A 24444-nucleotide genomic window follows, 5' to 3' on the forward strand; every position below is an offset into this window, starting at 1 on the left:
CGGTGATCGACTCCCTGGCGGCCGCGGCGGTGCACGGGGCCTCCGCGGCGGAACTCCTCGCCGAACCCGTCCCCACCGAGTATCTCGCCGCTCACCTCAGACGGGACGACCAGACCCTGTTCGACGGTATCACCGACCGTGACGTGCGGCGGTCCATCCGGATCGGCCGGATCCCCATGCCAGATCTGGCGCCGGACGAGGTGCTGGTCGCGATGATGGCCAGCTCCATCAACTACAACACCGTGTGGTCGGCCACGTTCGAGCCGGTCTCCACCTTCCGCCTACTGAACGGCTTCGCGAGACAGGGCGGCTATGCCGGCCGCCACAACCGTGATCATCAGGTGATCGGCTCGGACGGCTCTGGTGTGGTGGTGCGCGCTGGCGTGGGCGTAAGGCATTGGCGGCCAGGCGATCACGTGGTGATCAGTCCGGCCTACGTCGACGACCAGGAGCCGGCCACGCACAGCGACGGTATGCTCGGCGATCTCCAGCGGGCCTGGGGATACGAAACGAACTTCGGCGGGCTGGCACACTATTCGGTGGTCCGTGCCTCCCAGCTGCTGCCCAAGCCCGCGCACCTGACCTGGGAGGAGGCGGCCAGCGTCACGCTGTGCGCGGGCACCGCCTACCGCATGCTGGTCGGCGCGCAGGGGGCCCGTATCAAACAGGGCGACATCGTGCTGATCTGGGGCGCCACCGGCGGCCTGGGGGCGTTCGCAGTCCAGCTCGTAAAAAACGGCGGCGGCATTCCGATCGGCATCGTGGGATCCGAGGAGAAGGTCGAGCTGGCCCGCCGAATGGGTTGCGACGTGGTCGTCAACCGGCAGCATTTCGGCATCCCCGATGATGACCAGGATCCCGTCGAACGGGCGGTGACGGTCGGCAAACGGCTCGGCAAGATCATCCGGGCCGAGGTGGGCGAGGATCCGCACGTGGCCTTCGACTACGTCGGCCAGGAGACCTTCGGTACCTCGGTATTCGTAGTGCGCCGCGGCGGCACGGTGGTGACCTGCGGCTCCAGCACCGGCTACCGGCACCAATTCGACAATCGCTATCTGTGGATGAATCTCAAGAAGATCATCGGGAGCCACGTCGCCAATTTGCAGGAGCAGTGGGAATGCAACCGGCTTTTCGCCATGGGCAGGCTGACGCCGGTGCTGTCACGGACCTATCCGCTCGCCGAGGTCGGCGCGGCCGCGCGGCTCGTGCAGTGCAATGAACATCTCGGGAAGATCGGGGTGTTGTGCCTGGCCCCGAGTACCGGTCTCGGCGTAACCGATCCCGAGACCAGACAACGACACGGTGAGGAACGAATGATGTTGTGGCGCCAAGCAGGACAAGCTCATGACCGCTGTTGAGCACAAGGTCGCCGAGGCCCCGGGTTCGCTGCCGTTGCTCGGCCACGCCGGCGCGTTCCAACGCGACCCGGCGCGGTTCCTCGCCGCATTGTCCCGTCACGGCGATCTGGTCCGCATCCGGATGGGCCCGATGCGCGTACTGGTGGTGTGCCACCCCGCGCTGCTGGACGAAATGCTGGTCCGGGACAAGATATTCGACCGCACCGGGCCGCTGTTCCAGCGCGCCCGTGACGTCGTGGGCAATGGCGTGGCCACCTGTCCGCACGCCGAGCACCGGCGGCAGCGTCGGCTGGTGCAGCCGGCCTTCCACAAGTCCCGGATGCCCGGCTACGCCGAGATCGCCAGTCGGCAGATCGCGGAACACATGGGCGCTTGGCGCGATGGGCACCCGATGAATGTCATCGCCGAGTTGAACCGGCTCACCTGCGCGGTGGTGGCGCGCACGCTGTTCTCGACCGAACTGGAAGCGACCGAACTCGCCCGGGTGGTTGCCGACATTCAGACGGTACTCGACGGGCTGACCCGCAGCGCCATGACACCGCCAGCGGTGGAGAACTTTCCGATCGTCGGAATTCGAGCCTTCCTGTGTGCGCGAGATCGGCTGCGGCAGGGAACTTTACGACTGGTATCGGATTATCGGCGTGTCGGCGGTGACCGCGGCGATCTGATTTCGATGCTGCTGCTGGCCGGTGACATCGAGGACGGCCGGCTCTCCGACGAGGAGATCTGCGACCAGATCCTCACCTTCACCATGGCGGGTACCGAAACCCTGGCGAACACCTTGGCCTGGGCGCTGCACCTGCTGGGACAGCATCCCGAGGTCGAACGCCGATTGCACGCCGAGGTCGACGCCGTATTGGACGGCCGCGTCGCGACTTTCGCCGACCTCGACCGGCTGGAGTACACCGGCCGGGTTATCGCCGAGACGCTACGGCTGCACTCGCCGGCCTTTTTGTTCCTGCGCCGGGTGAGCACCGACACCGAACTCGGCGGCACTCCGATCCCCGAGGGGGCGACCGTGCTGTGGAGCCCCCACACGATCCACTACCGTCGAGATCTGTACCCGGATCCGGAGCGATTCGACCCCGATCGGTGGTCCGGAGATATGCGGAAAACCCTGCCCCGCAGCTCATATGTGCCCTTCGGGGGCGGGCCGCGCAAGTGCGTCGGCGAGCACTTCGCGCTCACCGAAGGCACCATGGCACTGGCGAGCATCGTGGCCCGCTGGCGCTTGCGGCCGACCTCGAACCGGCCGGTCCGAGGGGTGTATCGCGCGACATTACGGCCGCAGTTGCTGCGCATGACCCCCGAACGTCGGTAGTGATGATTATGTCGAAACCAGTTGGGCACGTAGCAGTTCGATGGCGTGGTCGGCGATGCGGCCGGCCCGCGCCGCCGACACCACACCCTCGGCGAAGGTGAAGTTCCAGCGCAGCACACCGCCGCTGGTGACCGCACCGGCCACCATGTAGGAGATACACGAGACGCCGACTGCTCCCTGTAACCCGGAAAGCCGCCAGTTCCCGGCCCGATCAGGGAAGGCCGAAAGCCCGATATTGCTGACGAGCACGGTACGCGCCGCCCGCTGATTCACCAGATCCACGATCAACTTGCTCTTCGCGACAGATTTTGGGGTGACCACCCGCCAGGAAGCCAGCCCTGACAGATGCTGACGAAGTCGTAGCCGTCGGCGCACGATCCGATTGGATCGGCGCGCGGTGGTCCACAGATCGATATTCGGTCCGGCGAGCAGACAACCCGAAACACTGGAAGCATAAGGACCCAGCTCTTCCAGCCCGATCGGCGGTGAAAGTTCACCTCGACAATTCACCGGTGATCCAATCGGCACATGCCGGGAAGTATTCGGCGAAATTTCGTGAGCCACGGCCGTGGCCATGGCCGCCGTCAATGCGCCATGCACAGTGACGCCCTTACTCTTGCAGAGCGCCATCAAATCGGATGTATCGGATTTGGACAATTCGCGGCAAATAAGTCGTGTGCGGCGTTGAGCGGGTGGGACTTCGGCCTCGGGCGACAGTAGGACAGGTCGGCTCAGCACCGAGACAGCCTGGTCCAGCAGTAGGCCGAGGACCGCCCGGGTCAGGCTGCGGGAACCACGCGGGATCAATTCGTCGGCCGGCCGCAGCGGTGGCCGGGACACGATCGTCGCCGGATCTGGTCCGGGTTCCGCCGCGTATCGGACAACCTGCCCCAGCAGCGAAACCATCGACAGCGCATCGGAGATGACGTGCGCGATGGTGAGAATCAGATCGTGCGATTCGTCCGCGGTACCACCCCCGCGCACCACATCCACCAGCCGGACCAGCGGACCCGTTCGCCAGTCGAGAGGTTCGCGCAGTTCCACGACGTCGACCTCGGCGGCGACCGCCGCCTCGTCGTCGGCGGCCACCCGTACGGTGCGGATGCCCACCCGGGGATGGTCGGCCGGGGTGAACCGGGGGTGGGAGCCGTCCGGCCGGGCTTCGATGCGCACCCGCAACAGCGGATGCTCGGCGACCACGCGGGCGGCCGCACGCTCCAGTTGTGCCGTGGTCACCGTGCCGTCGATGTGGATCCACGCGGCACCGTTCATCGTCGAGATCTGATCGGCGATCCAGAACCATCGTTCCGAATTGCTGAGCGGACGGAAAACTTCGAGCAAATTTGTGTTCGGATGATCGGCAATCGTGGCCACGGTACCCCCGGTTTACATTGAAATGCGCCCTTCAATTGTGTAAGGAATCGGGTGAGGGCGCGGTTTTCGGCGCAATCTTGGCATGGCAATCAAGAAGAGGCAAGGGCCTTGTGCCGCTTCGGTTCTGCCGCTACGCTCGATGCGGGATTTGAAACGTGTTCTAGGTGGGGCTCTGGTCATTCATGCGTGTATTGTTCATTTCCGCTCCAGGAATGGGGCACATCTTTCCGATGATTCCGCTGGCATGGGCGCTACGCACGGCCGGTCACGAGGTCCTCGTCGCCACGGCCGGAGACGCCCTGGCCGCCAAGGACGCTGGGTTGCCGGTGGTGGATCTGGTGCCGGGCTTCGACGTCCAGGTTCTGTACAGCCAAGTGCTGCGCGATAATCCGGAACTCGCCAAGGAAATGGAGGCGGGCATGAAGGTTACCGACCTCCGTGAGCCCGCGATAATGTCGAGGTTGGCATTGGTTTCCATGATGTTGGCCGACGGTGCGGTCGCACTCGCCGAACAATGGCGGCCAGACGTCGTCGTCGAGTCCATGATTCTCGGCGCGGGCCAGGTCGTGGCCGGCAAGCTCGGAATCCCGCTGTTCGTCCATGGATTCGGCTTCGCCCGCGGTGACGGTCTCGCGCCGAAGTGGCGTGAGTACCTCGCGGCCCAGTTCGACCAGCACGGCGCCGAACTGCCGGAGCGCACCGGGTACATCGACATCGCCCCGCCCAGCATGCTGACCGAGCCGCCGACCGGATGGTCCATGCGCTTCGTGCCCTACAACGCCGGCGGAGTCCTGCCGGAATGGGCACGCCGCGCGCCACAACGGCGGCAGATCGTCGTCACCCTCGGGACGATCGCGCCGCTCATGAGCGGGCTCGGTCCGATCGAGCGACTACTCGCCGCCGCACCGGACATCGATGCCGACTTCGTGCTCGCGCTGGGCACGGCGGACACCAGCGGTCTGAGCGCGCTGCCCTCGAATGTCCGCATCGTGGACTGGATTCCACTCGACGCGCTCCTTCAGCACAGTCCGCTACTCATTCACCACGGCGGTGCGGGCACCACGTTGACCGCGCTGGCTCTGGGGGTGCCGCAGATCGCGGTACCGAGCGGTGCCGACCGGTACATCAATGCGATCGCCGTGCACGATTCGGGCACGGGGGTGTCCGTGGAAGAGGACGAGTTGGACGCGGCGCTGATCGATCGGGTGCTAGGCGACGAGAAGATCCGGCAGGAATCGGGACGGGTTCGAGACGAAATCGCCGGCATGCCCGCACCCAGTGCCGTGGCGGCTCAGCTGCTCGAATTTGTCGGCGGCTGAGCGGACGCACTGCTGCTCTATTCGCGACAGGCGCGCGGCGTCGGATTCATCCGGGGACGCGCGCTTTTCGTAGGGCGGTGTTGCGGAGTGCGCGGCCGGAAATCATCGAAGATCCCGAATACCAGCAGATCTGGGATGCGCTGACTGCCGACCGCGCGTTCTACCGCGACTATCAGTCCCGGACCGAGCGACGGATTCCGCTGGTGCGGCTGCGTGAACTGTGAGGGCCGCGTCGGCCGTGGCGTAGTGGCGGCCGTCGGCGCGGCTGCGGGGCGCGGAAGACCGGGTTAAGGTCGCAGGGTTGAGTGGAACGCGACCGGTCAGGATGCAGCACGTGGAGAACAAGAAGGCGCCGTGGACCGCCGCCGACATTCCGGATCTGAAGGGGCGCACCGCGATTGTGACGGGAGCCAGCGCCGGGCTGGGATTGGAGACGGCGCGGCGGCTCGCGGAACACGGGGCGCGGGTGGTCCTGGCGTGTCGTAATGCCGAGAAGGCCGCGGCCGCAGCGGAAGTCATCCGCCAGACCGTGCCGGGGGCCGAATTGCCGTTCCTGGAACTGGATCTGACGTCACTGAAGTCGATCCACTCGGCCGCGGCGCGGCTGCACGACGACTTCGAGCAGATCGACCTGCTGGTGAACAACGCGGGCACGCTGAGCCGGGAACGGACGGTCACCGAGGACGGGTTCGAAACCGTCTTCGCGACAAACCATCTCGGCCCCTTCGCGTTCACCGGGCTCACGCTCGATCTGCTGAACGCGGCCCCGCGAGCCCGGGTCGTCACCGTCACCAGCGGGCTGCCCGCGCAGAAGGGCACCTGGCTCGAACTCGACGACCTCACCTACGAGCGGCGCGCCTACAAGGCATACCCGGTCTACGCGCAGTCCAAGCAGGCCAACGCCAGCTTCGCCTTCGAACTGCAGCGGCAGCTGAACGGCACTGCGAGCCAACTGATCTCGGTGCTCGCGCACCCCGGCGCCGCCGAATCGGACTTCGCCCAGAACTTCGGGCCCGCGGTGGCCCTGCTGTCCCGGCCGGCCCTGCGCTGGGCCTTCCGGATCATCATGCAGACTGTCGAAATGGGCGCGCTGCCCAGCCTGCGCGCCGCCACCGACCCCGCCGTGCGCGGCGGTGACTTCTACGGCCCCACAGGCGCCACCAAGGGCTACCCGGTGCCGAACGAGGCGGGGGAGCAGACCCGCGACCCGGAACTGGCCGCGCGACTGTGGGCCGAATCCGAGCGGCTCACCGGCGTCACCTACCGGTTCGATCAACTCACCGACAGCGTCGCGAAGTAGGTTCGGCACGCCGAACGCCCCCTGGAATCTCCAGGGGGCGTTCGATTCTCGGCTGTCTCAGCGACTCTGATCCGGGTCCACATCGTCATCGGTCAGCAGCGCGCTGCCGGCGACACGATCGGTGGCCAGGGCGTCGAGGAAGGCGCGCGCCCACCGGTCGACGTCATGGCTGAGGACCTGGCGGCGCAGCGAACGCATCCGACGGCGACGGGTGTCGCGGTCATCGTCGATCGCACCGATCAGGGCGTCCTTCACACTGTCGAGATCGTGCGGATTGCAGAGATAAGCCTGCCGCAATTCCGCTGCGGCACCGGTGAATTCGCTCAGCACCAGAGCGCCGTTCAGGCTGCCCTGACACGCCACGTACTCCTTGGCGACCAGATTCATGCCGTCCCGCAGTGGCGTCACCACCATGACGTCGGCGGCCACGAAGAACGCGATGAGCTCGTCGCGCGGGATCGGGCGGTGCAGATAGTGCACCACCGGATAACCCACCCGGGAGAACTCGCCGTTGATCCGGCCCACCTGGCGTTCGATGTCGCCACGCATCTGCTTGTAGGACTCGACCCGCTCGCGGCTCGGCGTGGCCAGCTGCACCATCACCGTGTCCGCCGGATCGATCCGGCCGTCGTGCAGCAGCTCCTCCAGCGCGGCCAACCGGATGTCGATGCCCTTGGTGTAGTCCAGGCGGTCCACACCCAGCAGGATCGTCTTCGGATTGCCCAGCTCCGCACGGATCTTCGCGGCCCGCTCCCGCACCCCGCGCCGGCGCGAATACTCGTCCAGCTCGGTCGAGGTGATGGAGATCGGGAACGCGCCCACCCGCACGGTGCGGAAACCCACCTGCACCACACCGAGTTTCGAGCGCACGCCCACGGTGCCGCGCGACGTCGGCTGCCCCGCCAGCCTTCTGGCCAGATAGAGGAAGTTCTGCGCGCCGCCGGGCAGATGGAAACCGATCAGGTCGGCGCCCAGCAGGCCCTCGACGATCTCGGTGCGCCACGGCATCTGCATGAACAATTCCACCGGCGGGAACGGAATGTGCAGGAAGAAGCCGATGGTCAGATCCGGGCGCAGCATGCGGAGCATCTTCGGCACCAGCTGCAGCTGGTAGTCCTGCACCCACACCGTCGCGCCCTCGGCCGCCACCTTGGCGGTGTACTCGGCGAAGCGGCGGTTCACCTGCACGTACGCCTGCCACCACTGGCGGTCGTAGACCGGTCGCACGATCACATCGTGATACAGCGGCCACAGCGTCGCGTTGGAGAAACCCTCGTAGTAATCGGCGACCTCGTCGCCCGACAACGGCACCGGATGCAGTTCCAGACCGTCCTCGACGATCGGATCCAGATCCACATCCGGGACGCCGGCCCAGCCGACCCAGGCGCCCTTGTTATTGCGCAGTACCGGTTCCAGCGCGGTCACCAGGCCGCCGGGGCTGCGCTTCCAGCGGGTGGTCCCATCGGGTAGTCGCTCCAGGTCGACCGGAAGCCGGTTGGCGACGACGACGAAACCGGAGCCGGAGCTATCCGGGTGCACGGGTCATTCGCCTCGCGTCGGACCGATGCCCAACATGGACAGCAGCATGCGGCACTCGTCGGCGTCGGTCGCGTAGGCGGCCACCACGCGCTGGGCCTGTCGAGCGGTTTCGTCGGCGAGCGGTTCCAGATCGTCGTCCGCGATGTCGTTTGCGCCGGTCTTCGCGGCCATCTCATGTCCTCTCGGAGAAGTCTGCTCGGTGCGAGGAGTCCATGGTATCTGCCAGGAAAGTCACGGCCACTCGCTGCGTGCATTGCGAGCCCTAACCGCAATCGTCCGTATCAACGGGACCATCCGGTCGGAATTCATGCGACGCGCCGGTGGTAGCGCCGAGCGAAACGTTTCGAAGTCGGATACCTATACGGTGAACGAACCTAAGAATCGGACAAGTGGTAAGGGGTCGCAAGCATGCCGTTGGCGACGGTGAACGGAATCTCGCTGAACTACCAGGTCAAGGGAGACGCATCCCGGGGCACGGACGTGAAGGGCTCCGCACCGCTGGTCGTCATGATCATGGGCACCGGCAGCGGCGGCCGGGTCTGGGAACTGCACCAGGTCCCCGCGCTGATCTCCGCCGGATACCGGGTCTGCACCTTCGACAACCGCGGTATCGCACCGTCCTTCGAATCCGCGGACGGGATCACCATCGAGGACCTGGTGCGCGACACCGCCGCCCTCATCGAATTCCTCGACGAGGGACCGGCACTGGTGGTCGGCCAGTCCATGGGCGCGCGTGTCGCGCAGGAACTCGCGCTGGCCCGACCCGAACTGGTCCGCAAGGCCGTTTTCATGGCGGGACACGCCCGGCTGGATCAGTTTCAGCGCACGCTCTCGCTCGGCGAGCACGAACTCGACGACTCGAGCGTCCGGCTGCCCGCCAAATACGAGGCCGCCATGACCGCCATCATGAACCTCTCCCCGGCCACCATGGCCGACCCGCACGCCGCCCGCGACTGGCTCGACCTGTTCGAATTCACCGGCGGCCCGGCATCGCCCGGAGTGCGCGCGCAGCGGCGCATGGACCACGATTTCGACCGCACCCAGGCATACCGGGACATCACCGTGACCTGCCTGTCCATGGGCTTCGCGGACGACCGGATGATCCCGCCCTACCTTTCCCGCGAGGTCGCCGATATCATTCCGGGAGCCCGTTACCAGGAGGTTCCCGACGCCGGTCACTTCGGCTATCTGGAACAACCGGAGGCCGTCAACAAGATCCTGCTCGAATTCTTCGCGGCTTGAATGAAGTGCAGGTAACCGCCCAGCGGTAACGCCTGCCTTGCTAGGGTCGAATCAACGTCGGGGGCTCGTTCCATCACTGCGGTGGCTGGACGATCCGTCTACGTTCCCGTACACAGCGCCAGTATCCAGTGAGGTGAAATGAGCACCAATCCCTTCGATGACGAAGACGGCCGGTTCTTCGTCCTGGTCAACGATGAGGAACAGCACTCCCTGTGGCCCGCCTTCGCCGAGGTTCCGGCGGGTTGGCGAGTCGTTTTCGGCGAGGACAGCCGCGCCGCGTGCGTCGAGTACGTCGAGAAGAACTGGACGGATATGCGTCCGAAGAGCCTGCGTGACGCCATGGCGGCGGACGACGCGGCTCGTCAGGCGGCTCAGTCCTGACACCCTGCGGTTAGTCCGATACTGCGCGAACGGCTTCCGAACGCGGCCGGGCGACGTCACGAGCGTCCCCGGCCGCGCTCCGGTCTGTCCTGCAGCGTCGTTCCGACCGGGCAGCCGGCTTTTCCGCGCAGCCGGCCATCCCGGTTATGATGGCACCGCTTTCCGCCTCCTTAGCTCAGTGGTAGAGCACCGCTCTTGTAAAGCGAAGGTCGTCAGTTCAATCCTGACAGGGGGCTCGTAGGACGAGCGCCGGTCGCGACGCGACCGGCGTTCTCTCGTTTCCGCCCGCGACCGTGCCGGGATCCGGCGTTCGCAGGAAACTCCCAGGGAAGGGCCAGGTTCTTCGCGGGCGAAGCGCAGAATATGACCTCATGACAGGTGTGCCCGTTCAGTCGCGTGAACCGGAGGCGAGGGTGCTCGTCGTTGACGACGAGCCGATGATCGTCGAGCTACTGTCGGTGAGCCTGCGGTATCAGGGGTTCGAGGTCGCGAGTGCCGCCAGCGGCACCGAGGGGCTGGACAAGGCGAAGACCTTCCGGCCCGACGCGCTGATCATCGACGTGATGATGCCGGGGATGGACGGCTTCGGGCTGCTGCGGCGGCTGCGGGCCGACGGGATCGACGCGCCCGTGCTGTTCCTCACCGCGCGCGACGACGTGGACGACAAGATCACCGGGCTGACCCTCGGCGCCGACGATTACGTCACCAAGCCGTTCAGCCTGGAAGAGGTGGTCGCGCGGCTGCGGGTGATCCTGCGGCGGTCGGGGCGGTCGGCCCCGGAGACCAAGACGTCGCGGCTGCGGTTCGCCGATATCGAACTCGACGACGACACCCACGAGGTGTGGAAGGCGGGCGAGCCGGTCGCCCTGTCGCCCACCGAGTTCACGCTGCTGCGATATTTCCTGGTCAATGCCGGAACCGTGCTGAGCAAGCCGCGGATCCTCGACCACGTGTGGCGTTACGACTTCGGCGGTGAGGTCGGCGTGGTCGAAACCTACGTGTCCTACCTGCGCAAGAAGGTCGACACCGGACCGGATCGGCTGATTCACACGCTGCGCGGGGTCGGATACGTCATGCGCGAGCCGCGCGGAAAGACGGCCAACGCGTGAACGCCGCCGCGCCGGTCGACGGCGAAGGCGCGGCACCCCTCGAGGCGCGCCGCAGCCTCCGGCGGCGGATCGCGCACCGGCTCGCGGCCGTGCCGCTGCGCACCACCCTGATGCTGGCCCTGGTGTCCCTGGTCGGCTTCGGGCTGCTGGTCTCGGGTATCGCGGTCACCTCGCTCATGCGCAATGTCCTGGTCGAGCGGATCGACCGGCAGCTCTACGACGCGGCCCACAGCTGGGCCGCGCCCGGCGCGCAGCGACCCGAACCGCTGCCCACCGTGCGCGGGCGGGAACGGCCGCCGCACCTGTACTGGGTGCAGGTGCGGGACTCGGCGGGTCAGGTCACGCTGAGCTTGTCGGCCGGAGTGCAGCAGCCAGAGTTGCCCGCGGACCTGGGCAACCGGCCGCGGACCGTCGGCTCGGAGGGCGCGTCCACCGAGGAGTGGCGGGTGCTGCGGACCGTCAACGAGTACGGCACCAGCACCATCGCGCTGCGCATGGACGAGACGAACTCCCTGCTGGACAAGCTGATCGTGCTGCAGCTGGTTATCGGCGCGCTGGTGCTGGCCGCGCTGGCCGCGGTCGCCCGCATCGTGATCCGGCGCAGTCTGCGGCCGCTGCGGGAAGTGGAGAGGACCGCGGCCGCCATCGCGGGCGGTGATCTGCATCAGCGAGTTCCGGTGCGCGGCACCGACACCGAGGTCGATCACCTCTCACAGTCGCTGAACACCATGCTGACCCAGATCCAGCAGGCCTTCGCCGCCACCGAGGCCTCCGAGGAGGCGGCGCGGCGCTCCGAGGCCAAGATGCGGCGCTTCATCGCCGACGCCAGCCACGAACTGCGCACCCCGCTCACCACCATCAAGGGCTTCTCCGAGCTGTACCGGCAGGGCGCCATCACCGACCCGGACATGCTGATGGATCGCATCGAACGCGAGTCCAAGCGAATGGGGCTGCTGGTCGAGGACCTGCTCATGCTGGCCCGGCTGGACGCGCAGCGGCCCGTGGAACGGCGGCCGCTGGATCTGCTCATGATGGCCAGCGATGCCGTGCACAGCGCCCGCGCCCTGGCCGCGGCCCAGCACCCGGAGGGTCCCGAGCGCAAGATCGACCTCGAAATCCGGCCCGGGCCCGGCACTCTGGAGATGCTCGGCGACGAGACGCGGCTGCGGCAGGTGCTGGCCAACCTGCTCAACAACGCGCTCCAGCACACGCCGACCGAGGCGGAGGTGACGGTGCGGCTCACCCCGGCCGCCGACGAGGTGCTCATCGAGGTCGCCGACACCGGACCGGGACTGGAGGCCGAGCAGGCCGAGCGGGTCTTCGAACGCTTCTATCGCACCGACGTGTCCCGCAGCCGGGTCAGCGGCGGTACGGGACTGGGTCTTTCGATCGTGCAGGCGCTGGTCGACGCGCACAGCGGCACGGTGTCGGTGACCAGCGCGCCGGGGGAGGGCACCACTTTCACGGTGCGCCTGCCCCGCGAGCTGTCCCGCCTCTCCGGGCCTTCAGCGCCCGGCTGAGCGCCGCCGCAGGTCGTGCATGCGTGCCGCCGGTTGAGAGCCGTACCCATTCTGGGCGTACCCGATGAGTTACCCCGATCCTCACGAGATCAGTTGTTGCGTCCCGTGCCGCCGTCGGCCGGTCCAGGAACCTCGGGATACTCACTCACTCCGGGACGTTGGCACCGTAGCCGAGGTCGCGCAGGGCCTGCTTGATCTTGGCCTGCGCTTCATCGAGGGATTCCTTGCTGGGTTCCGGGTCTGCCCCGGTGATGTCGAAGTCACCCAGATGGAAGGCCGGGAAGACGTGGAGGTGCAGGTGCGGCACCTCGAGGCCGGCGATGAGCAGGCCCGCGCGCGGGGCGTCCCAGGCGGCCCGCACGGCCTGGCCGATCTTCTGGGTGACGGCGTTCAGGCGCGCGAAGGCGCCCGGGTCGATGTCCTGCCACTGATCGATCTCCTTGCGCGGCACGACCAGCGTGTGCCCCTGCGTCACCGGGGCGATCGTGAGGAAGGCGACGAATTCGTCGTCCTCCCAGACGAACCGGCCCGGCAGCTGACCGTCGATGATTGCGGAGAAAACAGAAGCCATGCCCCGGACATTACGCGGGGCGGGCCACCCGCGCGTGAACGCACAACGGACCGCTACCGATTGCGCGAGCCCAGCCCTCTAAGCTGTTCGCCGTGCGCGTACTCGTCATCGGCTCCGGAGCTCGTGAACATGCCCTCGTCCTGGCACTGCGGAAGGACCCGGCGGTGACCGCGGTGTACGCGGCGCCCGGAAACGCAGGTATCGCCCAGCACGCCGAAGTGCGTGCCGTGGACGCCACCTCCGGGGCGGAGGTGGCCGCGCTGGCCCGGGAGCTAGGGGTCGACCTCGTGGTGGTCGGGCCCGAGGTGCCGCTGGTGCTCGGCGTGGCCGACGCGGTGCGGGCCGCCGGGATCCCGGCCTTCGGCCCGTCCGCGGCCGCCGCGAAGATCGAGGGGTCGAAGGCCTTCGCCAAGGACGTCATGAACGCCGCCGGGGTGCGAACCGCGCACAGCGAGATCGTCGATCATCCGGGCGAATTGGATGCGGCGCTGGACCGTTTCGGGCCGACCTGGGTGGTCAAGGACGACGGCCTGGCCGCCGGCAAGGGCGTCGTGGTGACCCCGGACCGGTCGGTGGCCCGCGCGCACGGCGCCGAACTGCTCGAACAGGGCCACCCGGTGCTGCTGGAATCCTTCCTCGACGGCCCCGAGGTGTCGCTGTTCTGCCTGGTCGACGGCGAGACCGTGGTGCCGCTGCTGCCCGCCCAGGACCACAAGCGGGTCGGCGACGGCGACACTGGGCCGAACACCGGCGGCATGGGGGCGTACACGCCGCTGCCGTGGCTGCCGGCGGAGACCCTGCAGGCCATTGTCGACGATGTGGTGAAACCCGTTGCGGCCGAGATGGTTCGCCGCGGCGTGCCGTTCAGCGGCCTGCTGTACGCCGGTCTCGCCGTCGGGCAGGCCGGACCGGCCGTGGTCGAATTCAACTGCCGCTTCGGCGATCCCGAGACCCAGGCCGTGCTGGCCATGTTGGACAGCCCGCTGGGCGAGCTGCTGTACGCCACCGCCACCGGCACCCTCGACCAGGTGCCCGCGCCGCGCTGGAAGGACGGCGCCGCTGTCACCGTGGTGCTGGCCGCCGAGAACTACCCGGCCCGCCCGCGCAGCGGCGATATCATCAGCGGGGCCGAATCCACCGGCACCGGAACCGAATCCGAGGTGCTGCACGCCGGCACCGCGCAGCGGGAGGACGGCGCGCTGGTGTCCGCGGGCGGCCGTGTGCTCGCCATCGTCGGCCAGGGCGCGGATCTGGTCGAGGCGCGCAAGAACGCCTACGCGCGGCTGGCCGGAATCAAGCTGCCGGGCGGTCACTTCCGCACCGACATCGCGCTGGCCGCCACCGAGGGGCGCATCACGGTCCCGACCTCAGCCTGAAGTCAGACCCCGCCTGAAGTCCGAACGCTGGCCTCGAGCCTGAACGTCGGTCTCGGGGCTGAACGTTGGCCTCGGGGCCTGGACGCTGGACCTGAGCCTGGACCCTGGCCTCGAGCCTGAACGTTGGGCCTCGAGTCCGAACGTCGGATCAGGCTCCTGAGTCGGCCAGGACTTCCGGACCCGGCCTGAACTCCGAGCACCGGCTCGAGGTGGGTACCGGGCTGGGCGGCGACGAAGCGCTGGTGAATGCCGTCGATCTGATGAAGACCGGGGGCTACCGCAAGGTGCCGCCCATGACGGTGCCCATGGTCAGGATGCCAGCGCGACAAGTGATTTCGCATCGATCGGGGTAAATGCCCGGGCACCACCGAAATGGTTTCGGCTCCGAATCGCCGGCACGCGTCGCCAGCGGTCAACGGCCCCGAGCCGTGCGCCGACGTGCCGGGGAGGCGGGGGAGCAGGCTGAACGCTGGACTCGAGCCTGGACGCTGGCTTCGAGTCCGAACGTTGGCCTCGAGGCTGAACGCCGGATCAGGCTTGTAAGCCGGCCGGGACTTCCGGACTCGGCCTGAACTCCGAGCACCGGCTCCGAGGCGCGGATGCCAGCGCGACAAAGGATTCGCCTCGATCGGGGTAAATGCCCGGGTACCCTCGAAATGGTTTCGGCTCCGAACCGCTGGCACGCGTCGCCAGCGGTCAACGGCTCCCGAGCTGCGCCGACGTCCCGGGAGGCGGGGGAGCTCAGCCTACGATGATGCCGTGCTGGGCCAGCCACGGCTGTGGGTCCACGTGCTGCCCGTTGATGATGATCTCGAAGTGCAGGTGCGGCCCGGTCGAGTCGCCGCGGTTGCCGATGCGCGCGATCTGCAGGCCCGCCGGGACGCGCTCGCCGACCGACACCGAGAAGTCGTACATGTGCCCGTAGACGGAGATGGTGCCGTCGTCGTGGCGGATGCGCACCCAGAGGCCGAAGCCCTGGGCCGGGCCCGCGTCGATGACGGTGCCCGCCGCCACCGCGTAGATCGGTGAGCCCAGCGGCGCGGCGATGTCGATGCCCGCGTGGAAGGTGCCCCAGCGCGCCCCGAACCCGGAGGTGAACACGCCCTTCGCGGGCAGCGCGAACCCGCCCACGCCGGGAATCACGAAGCCGGGCGGCAGGGAGCTGTCCGGCGACGGCGTCATCCACGGCTGCGGCCGGCCGGCGACCGCCGCCGCGGCCTCGGCCTTGGCGCGTTCCAGGGTGGCGGCCGCGGCCGCCGAGACCACCGCCTGCTCGCGCAGATGCTCACCGTTGTTGATGGCGTCGAGGTATCGCTTGGAGGTCTCGGGGCTGGCCTGCACCTGCAGCGGATACTGGACCGGAACCCGCAGTGCCACACCGGGACCCACCTCGGCGTCGGTCTGCAGCAGGCCCAGCGTGCCGTCCGCGCTCGCGAACACCAGCACGGTGGTCATGCCGCCGAGCAAAACGCGGTGCCGAATGCTCCACGCCCGCACCACCGGCCACTGCCGGCGCCCCTCGGCCCGAGCCGCCCGGCCCATCGCGACGGCCTCGGCCCACGACCGCGGCCGGCGGGCACAGAGGTCGATCGCGTGCCTGCGCGCGATCGGCGTGTACACCCGTAGCCAGGCGATGGCCTGTCCCGCGCGGCGGATCGCCGCCCGCTTGGCCCATTCCGCCGCTTCCTGGCTCAGCGATGGTTCGTCCGCGAAGGCCGGCCGCCACCGCAAGCCCGGCGTATAGCTGTCCGTCCCGTCGGCGGTCCGAGGCCGCGGCGTGCGTCGCAGCCTGCGCAGTCCGGCCCGGCCACGCGCGGATTCGCGCCCGTCGGAGGACGCCGGTGCGGTGGATTCGGGTGGCTGTGTGTCGGCCTCCGGGCCAGTCCCGGTGGCTGCTGGTCCCCCCTGCAGAGCCGCCTCCTCAGGCATTCGGGTGGCCGTTCCCGGACAGGCGGGAACGCGGGTGCTCTACCGTCTGTCGAGTGCGTATCGAATCTCGCCGGTCGACCATTCCACCTTTTTACGTGATGGACGTCTGGAAAGCAGCAGCTGAACGGGCCCGGACACACGGAGATGTGCTGGTGCTGGCCGCGGGACAGCCCTCCACGCCCGCTCCGGAGGCGGTTTTGCGTGCCACCAAGGCGGCCATGGATTCCGAATTGCTGGGATATACCGAGACATTCGGGATGCTGGGGTTGCGGGAGGCCATCGCGGAGCATCACCGGAGCACCTACGGGGTGCGGGTGGACGCCGATGATGTCGTGGTGACGACCGGATCCTCCGGCGCGTTCACCCTCATCTTTCTGGCGGCCTTCGATCCCGGCGACACCGTGGTGGTGGCGCGGCCGGGCTATCCGGCGTACCGGAACACGCTGACCGCGCTGGGCTGCGAGGTGGTGGAGCTGGATTGCGGTCCGGAGACTCGGTTCCAGCCGACCGTGGCCATGCTGGAGGCGCTGCCGGAGCCGCCCGCGGGTCTGATCGTGGCGAGCCCGGCCAATCCCACCGGGACCATGATCGCGCCGCAGGAGCTGGCCGCGCTGGCCCGCTGGTGCGACGCGCACGGGACGCTGCTCATCTCCGACGAGATCTATCACGGCATCGTCTACGGCGACACGGAACCGACCTCGTCCGCCTGGGAGACCTCGCGCGAGTCGGTGGTCATCGGTTCGGTGTCCAAATACTTCTCGATGACCGGCTGGCGGCTGGGCTGGATGCTGGCGCCGGAATCGCTGCGCCCGGCGCTGCAGCGGCTGGCCTCCAACATGACCGTGTGCCCTCCGGCTATTTCTCAGTTTGCGGCCGTGCACGCGTTCGGTTCGGAGGCCAAAGCCGAACTGGACGGTCATGTCCGGCGTTATGCGGCGAATCGCCAGCTGCTGCTGTCGGGTCTGCCCAAGCTCGGCATCACCGACCTCGCCCCCGCCGACGGTGCGTTCTATGCCTACGCGGATATCGCTCACCTGACCGATGATTCGATGCGCTGGTGCACCGAGGTGCTCGACGCCACCGGTGTGGCACTGGCTCCGGGCATCGACTTCGACACCCGCAACGGCCTTCACACAGTTCGCTTCTCGTTCGCCGGAGCGGGTGCCGACATCGAAGAGGCACTCGACCGGTTGGAACGGTATTTGGCCTGATCTGCCAAGGAGATTGAGCGCGGTGGGCAAAATGAACACAGCGCCGGTGATGACTGGCACGATTGCACCGTGACCACTGCGACGACTCCGAAAGGCGAACGGCGTCGCCAAGCGCTGGTTTGTGCCGCCGCCGAGCTACTGCTCGAAGGCGGCTTCGAAGCGGTCCGGCACCGCTCGGTGGCGACCCGGGCGGATCTGCCGCTCGCGTCGACCACCTACTACTTCGAATCGCTCGAGGATCTGATCGCGCGCGCGGTCGAATTCTCCGGCAATGCCGAACTCGAGGCCATGCGCCGGCGCGTCGGCGAGGTGACGCACCGCCGGCGCGGGGCGGAGGCCACGGTGGAACTGGTGCTGGACCTGTTGGTGGGCCCGGAGATTCAGGATCTGGAAGCGCGGGGTCAGTTGATCGCCCGCTACGAACGCTCGGTCGCCTCCGCGCGCCACCCGGAACTACGAGAGGTCCAGCTGCGACTACGCGCGCAGCTGGACGAGCTGCTCACCGACGTGCTGCGCCGCAGCGACCGCGTGGTGCGCAGCGAGCAGACCCGCCGCCTGGTGGCGGTAGTCGATGGGGCGGTGGTGACCGCGCTCGGTGAACTCGATCCGCAGCCCCGCCGTATGGCCCGGGGCGCGCTGCTGGAGATCATCGACATCGTCGCCCCACCGACGTAGAAGTACCCGGTCCCGCGACTCTCTGGGGACCCGCTCCAAGGTTCGCGGCGCGTCTCGTTCAGGACTGACTGGAGCGGGGGAGCGAAGCGGAGGAGCGGAGGGAGGGAAGAACGAGACCTTCAGCGCCGCGAACCTGCCCGGAGCGAAGCGGAGGGCAGAAGATGCTGCCGGTAAACTGCGCAGACGTGAGTCTTGTGCCGAACGTCCTCGCCACCCGCTATGCCAGCCCGGAGCTGGTTCACCTCTGGTCGCCCGAGAACAAGATCGTGCTCGAGCGGCGGTTGTGGCTGGAGGTGTTGCGGGCCCAGGCCGAGTTGGGGGTCGATGTTCCGGCGGGGGTGGTCGAGGACTACGAGCGGGTCATCGATCAGGTGGATCTGGCGTCGATCGCCGAGCGTGAGCGGGTCACCCGCCACGATGTGAAGGCCCGGATCGAGGAGTTCAACGCTCTCGCGGGGCATGAGCACGTGCACAAGGGCATGACCTCGCGCGATCTCACCGAGAATGTGGAGCAGCTGCAGATCCGGCTGTCGCTCGAGCACGTGTATCGGCACGGCGTGGCCATCGCGGCCCGGCTGGCCGAGCGGGCCGCGCAGTACCAGACGCTGGTGATGGCGGGCCGCTCGCACAACGTGGCGGCGCAGGCCACCACCCTCGGCAAGCGATTCGCTTCCGCCGCAGACGAATTGCTCATCGCGCTGACCCGGCTGCGGGAGTTGATCGACCGATACCCGTTGCGCGGCATCAAGGGCCCGATGGGCACCGCCCAGGACATGCTGGACCTGCTCGGCGGTGACGCGGCCAAGCTGGCGCAGCTGGAGCAGAAGGTGTCCCGGCACCTGGGTTTCGCCAATGTCTTCACCAGCGTGGGCCAGATCTATCCGCGCTCACTGGATCACGATGTGCTCTCCGCCCTGGTGCAGGTGGGCGCGGGCCCGTCCTCGTTCGCCCACACCATTCGCCTGATGGCCGGCCACGAGCTGGTCACCGAGGGCTTCCAGCCCGGCCAGGTCGGTTCCTCGGCCATGCCGCACAAGATGAACACCCGCTCCTGCGAGCGCGTCAACGGCCTGCAGGTGGTGCTGCGCGGCTACGCCTCGATGGCGGCCGAGCTGGCGGGCGCGCAGTGGAACGAGGGTGACGTGTTCTGCTCGGTGGTGCGCCGGGTCGCGCTACCGGACGCCTTCTTCGCCATCGACGGCATGATGGAGACCTTCCTGACCGTGCTGGCCGAGTTCGGCGCGTACCCGGCCGTGGTCGACCGCGAGCTCAACCGCTACCTGCCGTTCCTGGCCACCACCCGCATCCTGATGGCGGCGGTGCGCGCGGGCGTGGGTCGCGAGACCGCGCACGAGGTCATCAAGGAGCACGCGGTGGCGGTGGCGCTGGCCATGCGCGAGCAGGGCCGCGAACCCGATCTGCTGGACCGCCTGGCCGCCGACGACCGGATGCCGCTGGACCGGGCCGCCCTGGACGCGGCGCTGGCCGACCGGTCCGCCTTCATCGGCGCGGCCGAAGCGCAGACCGCCGAGGTGATCGCCCTGGTGCAGAAGCTGGTCGACGCCGACCCGGAGGCGGCCCGCTACACGCCGTCGCCGATTCTGTAGCGAGCGAACGAGTCTCGATAACCGCCCCGGTTCCGCAGTGGAGCCGGGGCGGGTGCGTTGTGCCCCGGCACGAGGACGCGGCGCCCCGGTTCTAGGCTGCGGGCATGAATCCCTACACGATCTTCTCCGACATCATCGCCGGTCGGGCGCCGTCCTCGCAGGTGTACGAGGACGAGGATGTGCTGGCGTTCATGGACATTCGGCCGGTGACGCCCGGGCATGTGCTGGTCATACCGAAGACCCCGGCCCGGAGTCTGGCGGAGCTGGATCCGGCGTTGGGCGGCAAGCTGTTTCAGGTGGGGCAGCGCATCGCAGCGGGTCTGCGCGAATCCGAGGTGGGTTGTGACGGCGTGAATTTCTTCCTGGCGGACGGGGTGACGGCGGGCCAGGAGGTGTTCCATGTGCATCTGCACGTGATTCCCCGCACCCCGGGTGACGGGTTCGGGCTGCGGGCGCGGCCGACGAGTCCGGCGCGCGCGGACCTGGATTACCTGGCGGGATCGATTCGGGGCGCATTGTCCCGAATCGCCGCCGAGTCATAGCGGACCGGCATTACCATATCGGAACCGTCTGGTTTGCCACCGACGCGCCAAAACCGCATTTCCATGTGTCGCAATAGTCACTCGAGTTACGTTTGATGGTGATTGTGGTGGGCTGATGGAGGTGGGGACATGCGTCGAAGACTCGTTGCCGCAGCTGTTTTGGCGATCGCGGTTGGTTTGCTGTATCCGGTGGCCGTGCCGTCGGCGATCGCGCGCGCGGCCCAGGTGGTCCGCGTCGACGAGCTGAGCGCCACCCGCTCCGCGCTGTTCATCGACTCCCCGGCCATGGGCCGCACCATCCAGGTGCAGGTGCTGCATCCGGCCGGCGGCGGTGATCGCCCCGGCTACTACCTCCTCGACGGCCTGGATCCCGGTGCGACCCAGAGCACCTGGACCAATGCCACCGACGCCGAGCCCTTCTTCCAGGGCAAGGACGTGAATGTGGTGCTGCCCCTGGGCGGCCAGGCCGGCTACTACACCGACTGGGCGTCCGACGACCCGCGCTTCGGTCGCTACAAGTGGGAAACCTTTCTGACACAGGAACTTCCGCCGATCGTCGACGGCTACTTCGACGGTAACGGGGTGAACGCCATCGGGGGGCTCTCGATGGGCGGTATCGCGGCCTTCGTGCTGGCGGTGCGGCATCCGGAGCTGTACCGGGCGGTGGCGGGTTACAGCGCCTGCCCGGACACCGCGATCGCCCAGGGCGCCATGATGTTCTCGGTGGCCAATCGCGGCGGCAATCCGCTGAACATGTGGGGCGCGCCGGGCAGTCCGGCGTGGACCGAGCACAATCCGGCGGTGCTGGCCGAGGCGCTGCGCGGCAAGACCATCTTCCTGTCCACCGGGACCGGCCTGCCGGGTCCGCACGAGCTGGAGATAAAGCCGCAGCTGCCGGAGAACATCTTCTTCGGCGGCCCCATCGAGTTCGGGGTGGACGCCTGCGTCACCGCGTTCGAGCAGCGGCTGCGCGCGATGAACATTGCGGCGCGAGTGGAGCATTCGCCGGTGGGCACGCATTCGTGGTCGTACTGGCAGGACACCCTCCACGAGTCGTGGCCGATCATCGGCGCGGCGATCGGGGCCTGAGCGGCGCAAGCGGCCTGAACAGCGTGGTGCCCGGCTCGTTTCGAGCCGGGCACACCCGAATCAGGCTCCGGGCCGGTTGAATTCGCCGTCTTTGGCCCCGGCCACGAAGGCTTCCCATTCGCCGGGGGTGAAGATCAGTACTGGCCCGTCCGGATTGCGCGAGTCCCGCAATCCGATGTTCCCACTGGCCAGAAAGGCGATCTCGACGCCGTCGGCGGTGTCGTCTCCGCGCCGCCACACCGCATCGGCCTCGATGACGCGGTTCTTCGCTTCCACTGTCGGCCTCCCCTGTGCGCACCAGCAGTACTGGTCGGTGATGTAGATCGCACTCATAATGCCAGGGTTTGTGAGGGGTTCGGATCGGATATTCCATCTTCTGTCAGTGGAAGGAGGTATGTGGTGCGCACGCCATGGTCCCCGCAACGAGCTGCCCCGGTCTCCGACAGCTGTGCGGTGGTTCCCGAACGCTTCACGGTGGAATTGGCCCACAGCATTCTGCGGATCCACCGGAGTTGCCCGACCGATCAATGTGCCCGTCGCAAGGCCGCCGTCTTCTATCTCTACGAGCAGCATCAGCACGCCGGTGGGACCCGGCAGCGACGGCTGCGTTGACGGCTACCGTGCGGCTCTTGCGCTCGGGCGGCGCAGGAGCCCCAGCACGACGATGAGGGCCCGGCGCCGGTTCCCGCCGAGGGGCCGCGCCCAGCACTGCGAAACCCGCCGGAGGTCCGGGACCGCCGGGTCGGGGGTGTGCGGTGTGGGATCGCTACTAACGTGGTCCCCATGGCTTTGGACAGTGGTAGCGCGATCTCAGTTGACGGCGCGGTAGTGGCGCCGATCGCCAAGCGGGTGCCGGCGGAGCGCGTGCACCACGGGGACGTCTTCATCGACGAGTACGAGTGGCTGCGGGAGAAGCAGGATCCCGAGGTCATCGCGTATCTGGAGGCGGAGAACGCCTATACCGACGCGCAGACCGCGAAGCTGGGCCCGCTGCGGGAGAAGATCTTCGAGGAGATCAAGTCGCGGATTCAGGAGACGGATCTGACGCTGCCGACCCGGATGGGCGAGTTCTGGTACTACTCGCGCACCTTCGAGGGCAAGCAGCACGGTGTGCACTGCCGCTGCCCGCTCGCCGGCCCGGACGACTGGACCCCGCCCAACCTGGAGGCCGCGGCCACCATGCCGGGCGAGGTGGTCCTGCTGGACTCCAACGAGCTGGCCGAGGGGCACGACTACTTCCAGCTCGGCGCGTTCTCCCTCACTCACGCCGGCGACATGCTGGCCTACTCGGAGGACACCACCGGTGACGAGCGCTATGTCCTGCGCTTCAAGAACCTGACCACCGGCGAGCTGCTGCCGGACGAGATCACCGGTGTCACCCAGGGCGCGACCTGGTCGCTCGACGGCAAGTTCGTCTTCTACTCGACCTACGACGATGCGTGGCGGTCCGACACCGTGTGGCGGCACAGGCTGGGCACGCCGATGTCGGACGACGTCAAGATTCTGCACGAGCCGGACGCGCACTTCTCGGTGGGCGTGACGGCGACCAATTCGGAGAAATACCTGCTGCTCTACGTCGAATCCAAGATCACCACCGAGAACTGGATCCTGGAGGCCGACAACCCCGAGGGCGAGTTCCGGCTCATCATGCCGCGGCGCGAGGGTGTCGAGTACTCGGTGGATCACGCCGTGGTGGGCGGCGAGGACAAGCTGCTCATCCTGCACAACGATGTGGTCGACGGGATCAAGGCGGAGAACTTCGTGCTGGCCGAGGCGCCGCTGCACGATCCGACCGATCAGACCATCCTGATTCCGCACCGCGACGATGTCCGCCTCAACGGCCTGGAGTCGTTCTCCGACAAGCTGGCGGTCAGCTATCGGCGCGACGCGATGCAGCGGGCCGCGGTCTGGCCGCTGACCGACACCGGGTACGGCGAACTGCACGAGATCGATTTCGGTCTCGAACTGTTCGACTCCGGCTTCGGCGCCAATCCGGAGTGGGAGCAGCCGATGCTGCGGGTCGGGGTCACCTCCTACATCACCCCGATGAAGATCTTCGACTACGTGCCCGACACCGACGAGCTGCTGCTGCGCAAGGAGCTGGTGGTGCTCGGCGATTACAACGCCGATGACTATGTGCAGCACCGGGATTGGGCGGTGGCCGCGGACGGCACCCGGGTGCCGATCTCGGTCGTCATGCGCAAGGACGCCCCGGCGGGCCCGAAGCCGTTGCTGCTCTACGGGTACGGCTCGTACGAGGCGCCGATGGACCCGTACTTCTCGGTCGGGCGGTTGTCGCTGCTGGACCGCGGCATGGTGTACGCGGTCGCGCACGTCCGCGGCGGCGGCGAGATGGGCCGGCGCTGGTACGAGGAGGGCAAGAAGCTCGCGAAGAAGAACACCTTCACCGACTTCATCGCCTGCGCACGGCATCTGGTGGATTCCGGTGTCACCGCGCCGGACCGCATGCTCGCGGAGGGCGGCAGCGCGGGCGGGCTGCTGATGGGCGCGGTCGCGAACATGGCGCCCGAGCTGTTCACGGGCATCCTGACCAATGTGCCGTTCGTGGACCCGCTGACGTCCATCCTGGACGAGTCGCTGCCGCTGACCGTCACCGAATGGGACGAGTGGGGTAATCCGTTGGCGGACAAGGACGTCTACGAGTACATGAAGTCCTACGCCCCCTACGAGAACGTCGAGGCGAAGGACTATCCGGCGATCCTGGCCATCACCGGGCTCAATGACACCCGCGTACTGTATGTGGAGCCGGCCAAGTGGGTGGCCAAACTGCGCGCCACCAAGACCGGCGACGCGCAGCTGCTGCTCAAGACGGAGATGAGCGCGGGCCACGGCGGTGTCAGCGGCCGCTACGAGAAGTGGAAGGAAGCGGCGTTCGAGCTGGCCTGGCTCCTCGACACCGTGGGCCTGGCCGACAAGTAGGCCCCGAGACCGTAATGCGAAGTGGCGGTGGGAAACTCCCA

At 67.8% G+C, this 24444-nt stretch carries 23 protein-coding genes and 1 tRNA gene; 18 read left to right on the forward strand and 6 right to left on the reverse strand.

Going from position 1 to position 24444, the window contains the following annotated elements:
* Window positions 1–2: 2 nt before the first annotated feature.
* Entirely contained in the window at window positions 3–1358 is a 1356-nt protein-coding gene (ccrA, locus tag ON33_RS03165; protein WP_218001363.1) for a crotonyl-CoA carboxylase/reductase, read from the forward strand.
* The gene (locus ON33_RS03170; RefSeq protein WP_051151585.1) at window positions 1345–2679 is read left to right on the forward strand and encodes a cytochrome P450; all 1335 of its coding nucleotides are present in this window, start codon (window positions 1345–1347) and stop codon (window positions 2677–2679) included. The genes ccrA and ON33_RS03170 overlap by 14 nt, the downstream gene beginning before the upstream one ends.
* Window positions 2680–2685: 6 nt before the next feature.
* On the opposite strand, the gene ON33_RS03175 is transcribed toward ON33_RS03170, so the two are convergent.
* Window positions 2686–3951 carry a phthiocerol/phthiodiolone dimycocerosyl transferase family protein gene (locus ON33_RS03175; RefSeq protein WP_157184384.1) on the reverse strand — a complete coding sequence of 422 codons (1266 nt, stop codon included), beginning with the start codon at window positions 3949–3951 and terminating at the stop codon, window positions 2686–2688.
* Window positions 3952–4265: 314 nt separating this feature from the next.
* Between ON33_RS03175 and ON33_RS03180 the strand changes: the two genes are divergently transcribed.
* The 3 genes from ON33_RS03180 to ON33_RS03185 all read left to right on the forward strand — a co-directional run bounded on the left by ON33_RS03180 (window position 4266) and on the right by ON33_RS03185 (window position 6672).
* Window positions 4266–5372 (forward strand): nucleotide disphospho-sugar-binding domain-containing protein, encoded by a 1107-nt coding sequence (locus ON33_RS03180; RefSeq protein WP_051151587.1) that lies wholly within the window; start codon window positions 4266–4268, stop codon window positions 5370–5372.
* A 77-nt stretch (window positions 5373–5449) separates the two neighbouring features.
* Window positions 5450–5596 carry a nitroreductase/quinone reductase family protein gene (locus ON33_RS40880; RefSeq protein ID WP_157184385.1) on the forward strand — a complete coding sequence of 49 codons (147 nt, stop codon included), beginning with the start codon at window positions 5450–5452 and terminating at the stop codon, window positions 5594–5596.
* Window positions 5597–5706: 110 nt separating this feature from the next.
* Entirely contained in the window at window positions 5707–6672 is a 966-nt protein-coding gene (locus tag ON33_RS03185; RefSeq protein WP_245550277.1) for an oxidoreductase, read from the forward strand.
* 57 nt (window positions 6673–6729) lie between these two features.
* On the opposite strand, the gene ON33_RS03190 is transcribed toward ON33_RS03185, so the two are convergent.
* On the reverse strand, window positions 6730–8211 hold the full coding sequence (locus tag ON33_RS03190; protein ID WP_051151589.1) for an alpha,alpha-trehalose-phosphate synthase (UDP-forming): 1482 nt from the start codon (window positions 8209–8211) through the stop codon (window positions 6730–6732).
* 3 nt (window positions 8212–8214) lie between these two features.
* Window positions 8215–8382, reverse strand: coding sequence for a hypothetical protein (locus tag ON33_RS42185; RefSeq protein ID WP_162958162.1), 168 nt, complete (start codon window positions 8380–8382; stop codon window positions 8215–8217).
* Window positions 8383–8619: 237 nt separating this feature from the next.
* On the opposite strand from ON33_RS42185, the gene ON33_RS03195 reads away from it, so the two are divergent.
* The 5 genes from ON33_RS03195 to ON33_RS03215 all read left to right on the forward strand — a co-directional run bounded on the left by ON33_RS03195 (window position 8620) and on the right by ON33_RS03215 (window position 12463).
* Window positions 8620–9453 (forward strand): alpha/beta fold hydrolase, encoded by an 834-nt coding sequence (locus ON33_RS03195; protein ID WP_040854784.1) that lies wholly within the window; start codon window positions 8620–8622, stop codon window positions 9451–9453.
* A 138-nt stretch (window positions 9454–9591) separates the two neighbouring features.
* Entirely contained in the window at window positions 9592–9834 is a 243-nt protein-coding gene (locus tag ON33_RS03200; RefSeq protein ID WP_019931522.1) for an MbtH family protein, read from the forward strand.
* Between the two features lie 164 nt (window positions 9835–9998).
* Window positions 9999–10070, forward strand: a tRNA-Thr gene (locus ON33_RS03205).
* 135 nt (window positions 10071–10205) lie between these two features.
* Window positions 10206–10943: a response regulator transcription factor gene (locus ON33_RS03210; RefSeq protein WP_083868550.1), complete on the forward strand. Its 738-nt coding sequence runs from the start codon at window positions 10206–10208 to the stop codon at window positions 10941–10943.
* Window positions 10944–11053: 110 nt separating this feature from the next.
* Window positions 11054–12463, forward strand: coding sequence for a sensor histidine kinase (locus ON33_RS03215; RefSeq protein ID WP_169336772.1), 1410 nt, complete (start codon window positions 11054–11056; stop codon window positions 12461–12463).
* A 145-nt stretch (window positions 12464–12608) separates the two neighbouring features.
* Here ON33_RS03215 and ON33_RS03220 read toward each other — a convergent pair whose 3' ends face one another.
* Window positions 12609–13034, reverse strand: coding sequence for an HIT family protein (locus ON33_RS03220; protein ID WP_040854789.1), 426 nt, complete (start codon window positions 13032–13034; stop codon window positions 12609–12611).
* A gap of 92 nt (window positions 13035–13126) precedes the next feature.
* On the opposite strand from ON33_RS03220, the gene purD reads away from it, so the two are divergent.
* Window positions 13127–14410, forward strand: a complete 1284-nt coding sequence (purD, locus tag ON33_RS03225; RefSeq protein ID WP_040854792.1) for a phosphoribosylamine--glycine ligase — start codon at window positions 13127–13129, stop codon at window positions 14408–14410.
* Between the two features lie 741 nt (window positions 14411–15151).
* Here the strand turns inward: purD and ON33_RS39280 are convergent.
* On the reverse strand, window positions 15152–16339 hold the full coding sequence (locus ON33_RS39280) for a M23 family metallopeptidase (RefSeq protein WP_373281013.1): 1188 nt from the start codon (window positions 16337–16339) through the stop codon (window positions 15152–15154).
* Window positions 16340–16392: 53 nt separating this feature from the next.
* Between ON33_RS39280 and ON33_RS03235 the strand changes: the two genes are divergently transcribed.
* The 5 genes from ON33_RS03235 to ON33_RS03255 all read left to right on the forward strand — a co-directional run bounded on the left by ON33_RS03235 (window position 16393) and on the right by ON33_RS03255 (window position 21463).
* The gene (locus ON33_RS03235; protein ID WP_040854796.1) at window positions 16393–17550 is read left to right on the forward strand and encodes a pyridoxal phosphate-dependent aminotransferase; all 1158 of its coding nucleotides are present in this window, start codon (window positions 16393–16395) and stop codon (window positions 17548–17550) included.
* Window positions 17551–17619: 69 nt separating this feature from the next.
* The gene (locus ON33_RS03240; RefSeq protein WP_040854799.1) at window positions 17620–18225 is read left to right on the forward strand and encodes a TetR/AcrR family transcriptional regulator; all 606 of its coding nucleotides are present in this window, start codon (window positions 17620–17622) and stop codon (window positions 18223–18225) included.
* A gap of 185 nt (window positions 18226–18410) precedes the next feature.
* Window positions 18411–19832 carry an adenylosuccinate lyase gene (purB, locus tag ON33_RS03245; RefSeq protein ID WP_040854804.1) on the forward strand — a complete coding sequence of 474 codons (1422 nt, stop codon included), beginning with the start codon at window positions 18411–18413 and terminating at the stop codon, window positions 19830–19832.
* Between the two features lie 104 nt (window positions 19833–19936).
* Window positions 19937–20374 (forward strand): HIT family protein, encoded by a 438-nt coding sequence (locus tag ON33_RS03250; RefSeq protein WP_040854807.1) that lies wholly within the window; start codon window positions 19937–19939, stop codon window positions 20372–20374.
* Window positions 20375–20503: 129 nt separating this feature from the next.
* Entirely contained in the window at window positions 20504–21463 is a 960-nt protein-coding gene (locus tag ON33_RS03255; RefSeq protein ID WP_040854811.1) for an alpha/beta hydrolase, read from the forward strand.
* A 60-nt stretch (window positions 21464–21523) separates the two neighbouring features.
* Here the strand turns inward: ON33_RS03255 and ON33_RS03260 are convergent, their stop codons facing one another.
* A complete protein-coding gene (locus ON33_RS03260; RefSeq protein ID WP_083868551.1) occupies window positions 21524–21796 on the reverse strand; it encodes a DUF397 domain-containing protein in 273 nt (90 codons plus the stop codon).
* 66 nt (window positions 21797–21862) lie between these two features.
* Between ON33_RS03260 and ON33_RS40885 the strand changes: the two genes are divergently transcribed.
* Window positions 21863–22075 (forward strand): hypothetical protein, encoded by a 213-nt coding sequence (locus tag ON33_RS40885; RefSeq protein WP_157184386.1) that lies wholly within the window; start codon window positions 21863–21865, stop codon window positions 22073–22075.
* Between the two features lie 171 nt (window positions 22076–22246).
* On the forward strand, window positions 22247–24403 hold the full coding sequence (locus tag ON33_RS03265; RefSeq protein ID WP_083868552.1) for a S9 family peptidase: 2157 nt from the start codon (window positions 22247–22249) through the stop codon (window positions 24401–24403).
* The last annotated feature ends 41 nt before the right edge of the window (window positions 24404–24444 follow it).

This window comes from Nocardia niigatensis NBRC 100131 (assembly GCF_000308655.1).
GTDB lineage: Bacteria > Actinomycetota > Actinomycetes > Mycobacteriales > Mycobacteriaceae > Nocardia > Nocardia niigatensis.

Bases quoted from the DNA above. Each gene is read 5' to 3' on its own strand.
- ON33_RS03170 (WP_051151585.1), top strand. From the start codon at position 1,345: ATGACCGCTGTTGAGCACAAGGTCGCCGAGGCCCCGGGTTCGCTGCCG.
- ON33_RS03175 (WP_157184384.1), bottom strand. From the start codon at position 3,951: ATGAACGGTGCCGCGTGGATCCACATCGACGGCACGGTGACCACGGCA.
- ON33_RS03180 (WP_051151587.1), top strand. From the start codon at position 4,266: ATGGGGCACATCTTTCCGATGATTCCGCTGGCATGGGCGCTACGCACG.
- ON33_RS42185 (WP_162958162.1), bottom strand. From the start codon at position 8,382: ATGGCCGCGAAGACCGGCGCAAACGACATCGCGGACGACGATCTGGAA.
- ON33_RS03195 (WP_040854784.1), top strand. From the start codon at position 8,620: ATGCCGTTGGCGACGGTGAACGGAATCTCGCTGAACTACCAGGTCAAG.
- ON33_RS03200 (WP_019931522.1), top strand. From the start codon at position 9,592: ATGAGCACCAATCCCTTCGATGACGAAGACGGCCGGTTCTTCGTCCTG.
- ON33_RS03210 (WP_083868550.1), top strand. From the start codon at position 10,206: ATGACAGGTGTGCCCGTTCAGTCGCGTGAACCGGAGGCGAGGGTGCTC.
- ON33_RS03215 (WP_169336772.1), top strand. From the start codon at position 11,054: ATGCTGGCCCTGGTGTCCCTGGTCGGCTTCGGGCTGCTGGTCTCGGGT.
- ON33_RS03220 (WP_040854789.1), bottom strand. From the start codon at position 13,034: ATGGCTTCTGTTTTCTCCGCAATCATCGACGGTCAGCTGCCGGGCCGG.
- ON33_RS39280 (WP_373281013.1), bottom strand. From the start codon at position 16,339: ATGCCTGAGGAGGCGGCTCTGCAGGGGGGACCAGCAGCCACCGGGACT.
- ON33_RS03250 (WP_040854807.1), top strand. From the start codon at position 19,937: ATGAATCCCTACACGATCTTCTCCGACATCATCGCCGGTCGGGCGCCG.
- ON33_RS03255 (WP_040854811.1), top strand. From the start codon at position 20,504: ATGCGTCGAAGACTCGTTGCCGCAGCTGTTTTGGCGATCGCGGTTGGT.
- ON33_RS03260 (WP_083868551.1), bottom strand. From the start codon at position 21,796: ATGAGTGCGATCTACATCACCGACCAGTACTGCTGGTGCGCACAGGGG.
- ON33_RS03265 (WP_083868552.1), top strand. From the start codon at position 22,247: ATGGCTTTGGACAGTGGTAGCGCGATCTCAGTTGACGGCGCGGTAGTG.